At 63.1% G+C, this 7,052-nt stretch carries 4 protein-coding genes and 1 pseudogene; all 5 read left to right on the top strand.

Annotated elements, in window-relative coordinates; translation table 11 throughout:
• Positions 1-1,473 (top strand): IS1182 family transposase (locus tag AB1609_12610; GenBank protein MEW6047302.1); only part of this gene is annotated, 1,473 nt, incomplete at its 5' end.
• Between the two features lie 238 nt (positions 1,474-1,711).
• Complete coding sequence (locus tag AB1609_12605; GenBank protein ID MEW6047301.1) at positions 1,712-2,839, top strand: DegT/DnrJ/EryC1/StrS family aminotransferase; 1,128 nt, start codon at positions 1,712-1,714, stop codon at positions 2,837-2,839.
• Between the two features lie 102 nt (positions 2,840-2,941).
• Complete coding sequence (locus AB1609_12600) at positions 2,942-4,978, top strand: nucleoside-diphosphate sugar epimerase/dehydratase (GenBank protein ID MEW6047300.1); 2,037 nt, start codon at positions 2,942-2,944, stop codon at positions 4,976-4,978.
• Between the two features lie 865 nt (positions 4,979-5,843).
• A complete protein-coding gene (locus tag AB1609_12595) occupies positions 5,844-6,536 on the top strand; it encodes a GNAT family N-acetyltransferase (GenBank protein ID MEW6047299.1) in 693 nt (230 codons plus the stop codon).
• Positions 6,537-6,710: 174 nt separating this feature from the next.
• Positions 6,711-7,052: pseudogene (locus AB1609_12590) on the top strand (polysaccharide biosynthesis protein).

The raw sequence follows: 7,052 nt of genomic DNA, 5'->3' as shown, positions 1-7,052 counted from the left end.
CGGCTGCACGACTGGGCCGAAACGCACCTGGACGAGTCGATGTTTGCTCCGCTGTTTGACGCCCGCACGGGAAGGCCGTCGGTGAGTCCCGTCCATACGTTTCTCGCGCTGTTGGTCCAGATGGAGAAGGGCTACTCGGACCGGGAGATGGAAGAGACCTCGCGGTTCGATGACCGGGTGAAGCTGGCGATTTTGGCAGGGCGGGACTTTGAGGGGATCGATGCGGTGACCCTTTGCGATCACCGCCGGCGGTTCTTGCAGCATGGCATCGGCGAGCTCATGCTGGAGGCGACGCTGGCTTCGGCGAAGGAGGCCGGGCTTTTTTCGCCGGAGCGCTCCCAGATCGTCGATTCGTTCTTGATCCACGGCGGGGCGGCCGTGCAGGACACCTACACCCTGATCCGCAAAGCCATCCTGCGGGTCCTGGCGGTGGCCCGGATGCACGAGCTGGAGGTCGAGCTTTCCCCCGTACTCAAGCGCACCGATTACGCCCAGCCGGGCAAGCCCAAGATTGACTGGGAGGACCCGGAGGCCAGGCGTGCGCTTCTGCAGGAGCTGGTCGACGATGCGCTGGCGTTGGTGGCCAAGGCGCGGGCGCTGCCGAAGCTGCCGGAGGATCTTCGGGCCATGGTGGACCTGCTGGAGCGGGTGGCCACCCAGGACATCGAGCGGGATCCCGACGGCACGGTGCGCCTGAAGCGGGGGGTGGCCAAAGACCGGGTCATCTCGGTGGTCGACCCCGAGATGCGCCATGGCCACAAGACGGCATCCAACCGGGCCGACGGCTACAAGGCCCACGTCATGACGGGCGGGACGCAGCACCAGCTCGTAACCGCCGTCGAGGTGACACCCGCCAATGCGCCCGACGATGCGAAGCTCGAGGCGATGCTGGAAACGCAGGACCAGCAGGGCCACCGGCCGGAGGAGGTGCTGGGCGACTCGGCCTACTTCGACGTGGCGCGAAGCGAGCGCCAGGCCGAAAAGGGCACGCAGATCGTGGCCAAAGCGCCGCCGGCGGTCAACCGGGAGGGGTACTTCTCGAAGGAGGCGTTCGCCTTCGATGCCGAAGCCGGCACGCTCACCTGTCCGGGCGAGCAGACGGTCCGCTTCGACCCGGGCCGGCTGCAGGCCCACAAGGAGTTCGTGGTGAGCTTTCCGGCCGAGGCCTGCGGGGCCTGTCCGCTCAAGGCCCGCTGCACGCCGGCAGCGGCGCGTCAGGTCACGATGCATCCCTACGAGGCGGCGCTGCGGGAGGCCCGGGCGATCCAGAAGACGCCGGCCTTCCGGGCGCGCTACCGGCTGCGGGCCCGCATCGAGCGCATCGTGCGGCTGCTCAAGACCCACGGCGCCCGAAAGGCACGCTATTGGGGCCGGATCAAGGTGCGCTTCCAGCTCCTGCTCGCGGCGGTCAACCACAACGTCAAGGAAGTGATGGCCGCCGGGCCACCCGTGGGGGAGGTCTGCCCTGCATGAGGGAAAAGATGGCAATAAAGGAAGCGATAAGGGAAAATAAGGCCTGGAAAGGTGCCTCGAAGGCTGTCGCGCCTCCTTTGGAACCCCCCACTGGATGAGGATGGATCCCACTGGATGCCTCCTTGTCCTTTCAAATCCCTGATCAAGCCCCTGCTTCAACAGGAAACCGAGCAGTCTCCTAGACGCCCCGTTTTACAGGAAGCATGTTTAACGTGGCCTGAGGCCTATAGGGGAGGGAATGGCGGTAGTTGTGCCACGCCTGTCAATGAGCGCACCGGAAATTGACGAGTCTGATGAGCAGGCTGTTTTGGATGTTCTGCGGTCCGGACGACTTGCCCTGGGACCCAAAGCAGCGGAGTTTGAGCACGCCATTGCGGAATACGTCGGTGTTCGCCATGCCGTATCGGTGAGTTCAGGTACCGCGGCCCTTCACTTGACTGTAAAAGCGCTGGGTATCGGACCTGGGGATGAAGTCATCGTCCCGTCGTTTACCTTCGCAGCGAGTGCGAACGTTTTGCTGTACGAGGGCGCCACACCCGTCTTCGCCGATGTGGAGCCCGAGACCTACAACATCGACCCATCCGACGTAGAGCGAAAGATCAGCCCCCGGACGAAGGCCGTCCTGGCAGTCGACGTTTTCGGGCACCCTGCGGAGTGGGACGCCATTCTTGAGGTTGCCGGCGGCTATGGCTTGCGAGTCATCGACGACTCTTGCGAAGCACTCGGGGCCCAGTATAAGGGACGCATGCTCGGGCAATTCGGTGATGCAGCCGCCTTTGCGTTCTATCCGAACAAGCAGATCACGACCGGCGAAGGGGGAGTCATCGTTACTAACAGCGACAGCATAGCCGAGTTAGCCAGGAGCCTCCGGAATCAGGGCCGGGGTGAAATGGGTGCGTGGCTTGAGCATGAACGGCTCGGCTACAACTACCGCATGGACGAGATGAGCGCCGCACTAGGTCTCTCACAGCTTCGCCGAATCGAGCAGTTTCTTGAGAAGCGAGCACGTGTGGCAGCTTGGTACACCGAGAGGCTACGAGAGGTTTCCGGAGTCCGTCCGCCCGTAGTCAAACCCCACGTGAGAATGAGCTGGTTCGTGTACGTGGCAACCCTGGAGGAGGACCTGGATCGGGAGCCGGTCATGAAGGCCATGGAGGCGGAGGGCATCCCGACCCGAGGCTACTTCTCCCCCGTGCACCTCCAGCCGTACATCCGGGAGCGGTTTGGGTATCGGAGTGGGGAGCTACCGGTAACCGAATCCGTCGCGAGAAGGACCATCGCGTTGCCCTTTCACAACAACCTGACCCTGGATGAGGTGGAGCTTGTGGTGGATACCCTTAGGCGTGCCATTGAGGGAGTTGGATGATGCAGTGGAAGTTGATTACGTCGTTAGGCGCAGGAAGCGACATTTCGTACCGAGAAGGCGCTAGCGGTCTGGCGTGTATGCGGCAGGAAGGGGGTGTAAGGGATGACGGCGAAGGCACGGAGGATAGCGGCGCTTGCTCTACTCGACGCAGTGGCGGTCGCCATTTCCTTAGTGGCAAGCTATGCCCTGCGCTTTGACGGAGAGATTCCGGCACGCTATGCAGCGCAAATCCCATGGGCGGGCGCGGTAGCCGTGACCGTGCGGCTTGGGCTTTTAGCTGTCATGGGGCTCTACGGCAGGGTGTGGGCTTACGCGAGTCTGCCCGAGCTTTTCACCATTGCGTCGGCCACGGGGATGGGCACCGTGGGCATGTGGCTTCTCAATGTGTTCTACCGCCCCTTCGTGGTCCCGAGAAGCGTGATTATCGTTGAATGGTTGCTGAGCACCGCAGCGATCGGTGGCATCCGTATTCTGCTGCGGGTTCGGGCGAACTGGATAAAAGCTCGGTTGGCGGAGGGTCATGCGTACAATGGAGAGTCACAGCGGAGGCTATTAATCGTGGGCGCGGGCGACGCCGGCGCCATGGCCGTTCGGGAGATCCAGCACAGCACGACGTGGCAAATTGTCGGGTTCATCGACGACGATCCGGGTAAGTGGGGAAACCGGGTATATGGCCTCCCGGTGCTTGGGGGCCGCCGACGCATTCCGGAGGTGGTCAAACGGTACGGCGTCACGGAGATCCTCATTGCCATGCCGTCCGTCTCCCGGCAAGTCATCCGCGAGCTAGTGGACGTCTGCCAGGCCACGAAAGTACCGGTTCGCACCCTTCCGGCGCTTTATGAGCTGATCGACGGGCGGGTAACAGTCAACAGCATCCGGGAGATCCGGATCGAAGACCTGCTCGGCAGGGAGCCTGTGCAGGTGGACGTGGAAGGCATTGCCGCGTACCTTCGGGGCAAGCGGGTCCTCGTCACGGGAGCGGGCGGGTCCATCGGCAGCGAGATTTGCCGGCAGGTGGCCCGCTTTGGCCCGGATCAGGTCGTGATGATCGGGCGGGGCGAGGATAGCTTGGTGAGGGCTTTCCGTAAGCTAGCGCAACTCTACCCGAGTGTGGCCTGGAAGCATCAGGTGGTCAACATCTGGGACAGGGACGGGCTACTTGCGCTTTTTGAGGCCCTTTGCCCCCAGGTGGTCTTCCATGCCGCAGCACACAAGCACGTACCCGCGATGGAAGATGCTCCGAGGGAGGCCACCATCAACAACGTCTTCGGCACGCTGCACGTCTTGGAAGCGTGCGAAGCAGCCGGCGTGGAGCGCTGCGTCGTCATCTCCACCGACAAGGCGGCCGATCCCGTCAGCGCCATGGGGGCAAGTAAGCGGGTAGGGGAGTTGCTCGTGCAAGTGGCAGCCCGGGGTCAGCTTACCGAGCTGGTAGATGTCCGAGATCTGTTAGGCCCCGGGTGGCCTGTGGGCGACGGTGTGGGGAAGTCTATCGGGCGACTTGTGCCCGCGTTTCGTGAGGCGGCAGCAACCACGGATTCCTCGACCCACGGGGAGCGACCCATTTACGTAGCCGTACGTTTTGGCAACGTGCTGGGCAGCCGGGGAAGCGTCGTGGAAGTCTTCCGGGAAGCGCTGGCGGAAGGGCGGGATCTCGAAGTCACCCATCCTGACATGCGGCGGTACTTCATGACCGTCCAGGAGGCGGTGGCGCTCGTCATCCAGGCCGGCGGGATGGGTTCAGGCGGCGAGGTCTTTGTCCTGGATATGGGGGAACCGGTCCGGGTAGTCGATCTAGCCCGGGACATGATCCGCCTGTCTGGCTTGCAGCCCGATGTGGATGTCAGGATCCGGTTTACGAACCCCCGCCCGGGTGAAAAGCTGACCGAACAGCTCATCGGCGACGGAGAGCGGGTTGTACCCACCGCACATCCGAAGGTGTTCCGGATCGAGGGACCATCGGTCGACGCGGACACCTTGGCCTTCCAAATCCGTCGACTTGGTGAGGCCATCCAACGACGGGCCACCAAGGAGGAGCTTCGCCAGGCGCTTCTCGATGCGGCCCGATTGCCTGTAAAACAGGTGACCGTAAAGGGCGGGACCCCTGTGTCGGCGCCTGATGGGATGGACCGCCTGTAGGGGCTGGCGCTAAGGGGGTACGCAAGGCTATGGACGGGCATAAGCCGCCTCCGGGATGGCAGGATGGCGATGCGAGAGGCAAGGGGTCCGTGTCGGGTCTCGATCCGGCACGTACGAGGCAGGCGGATGATGATGACCCGTTGCGGGGCGCCCATGGGATCTTGACCTGGATGGCCATCGCGATCCTCTTCTGGCTGATTGTGGGAGGAGTCGTCTGGGTGGCTCTGCGTCGATCTCCGAAAGGCAGCAGCTCGGAACCGGCTTACCGTCGTGCAAGCTGACACCGGACCGACGCTGCCACAGGATTTACCGGAGGAAGGAGAGAGTGTTTCATGGCGGGCACCTTTCGCATGCGTGAGCAAGCCCGCCGAGCGATCCGGAGCCGGCTGGTCTTGCAACGCATCCAGGGGCGCCAACAAGCCTTACGCCGCCATTGGTACCGGCTCTCGAGGGTAGAAGTGGGCAGGGAACTGGTGGCCATCGGACGAGAGCTCTTGGTGGCTCTGCCGCTGTTGTTTCCCCGATCTCTTGATTCGGGTGGGAAGACGGCAAGCACCAACGGGCGAAGGGAGCCTTTGCGCAACGGGCACCAAGGGGGAGTACCGAAGATTGCTCCTGTTGGTCGTGCCCGGAGCATGCCAGGGCTTTCGAATGGCCGAAATAGGAGCAATCGGTTCCCTCGGATCGAAAGCCTGGAGGAGAAGGCATGGGACGAGCTGGTGAATACCGGCGAGTGTGTCCTCGACGAGCTGGAGTGGATAGTCAGGGACCTGGAAGAGGGGCAGCTACGGGCGGAAGCGTTGTGGTGAGAGGGAGCATTGCTTCTGGCAGACGGGTGCCGGAACCCAAGGAAGACGGCCTCGCGGTGGCCGATCCCAAGAAGCCAGGGCCAGGTCGGAGCTCACTGCTCCTGCGCGCGACCATCGAAGGGTACTCAGGAGACACCGATCCAGCCCACCAGGTGCTCCAGGAATGGAGCGTCACGGCCGAAGTCCTCTGGTACGATGATGAATGGGAAGGCTCTGAGCAGGCCGGGGAAGCAAGAGGGTACCTCATCGACCTGGCGGAGTTGATGAACCACCCGCCCAAGGGCCTGTCATTGTTGCACATCCTCGACGACGAGCACCAGGACCTGGGGGAGCTGTATGAGGTCTTCATCGATCCAGAGACCCAACACTTGCGGGAAGACCTTTTTCCGGACTCATTCACAAGCCGAATGATCTACGTCGAGCGCCTGTACGTGGAACCCAAGTGGCGCGGCCAGAAAATCGGGTGGGTGATCGCGGCCCACGTTTCCCATCTCATCGGCCGCAATAACGCCTTGGTGGTAGTGATCCCCAGGCCGCTTGACGTACCAGGGAAGGATCCACGGTTCGAGAAGCTGAGCCCCAGTTTGCAGCGTTATTATGAAGGTTTAGGCTTTCGGCAAGCGTTGAACAGCCAGTTTTGGTGGGCGGATCCGCAGTTCAAGCCGGTGGGCGACAGGTTCTTCCAAGGGAGAACCAGAGTACTGTATCGCTACGGACAAACGCCGACCACTAATGGAGCTCAACCTTGAGGAGGCTCTCACTAACAACGTGCTTGGCATGCCCCACCTCATGGAGGCGGCAGCGGCCAGGGAGTTCGACGGGGTGACTGCCAGCGCCAGCCGGGGACGCCCAACTGCGGCACGGCGGGTTCTCACGTAGACGGTGGGAAGGCGGACGGTGCAGAAGCGGCCCGGACGGGGTGCAAGACCCGGGTCGTGGCGGCTCGCTTTGGGAACGTGATTGGCAGCCTTGCCAGCGTAGTGCAGATCCTCACAAGCGGCAGATTTGCCGAGGGCGGGCCGGTGACGGTGACCGACCCGGAGATGCGGAGGTTCTTCGTGACCATCCCCGAGGCGGTGCAGTTGGCCATCCAGGCGGGAGCGCTGGGGGAGGACGTCTTCGTGCTGCACATGGGGGAGCCGGTGCGGCTCCTGGACCTGGCCCGGGACATGGTGCGCCTCTCCGGGTTCGAACCGGACGTGGATATCCCCATCCGCATCGTAGGGGCGAGGCCCGAGGAGAAGCTGGCGGAGACGCTGGTGGCG

The organism is Bacillota bacterium (assembly GCA_040754675.1).
GTDB lineage: Bacteria > Bacillota > Limnochordia > Limnochordales > Geochordaceae > Geochorda.
This window is presented reverse-complemented; position numbering and strand designations above follow the sequence as displayed.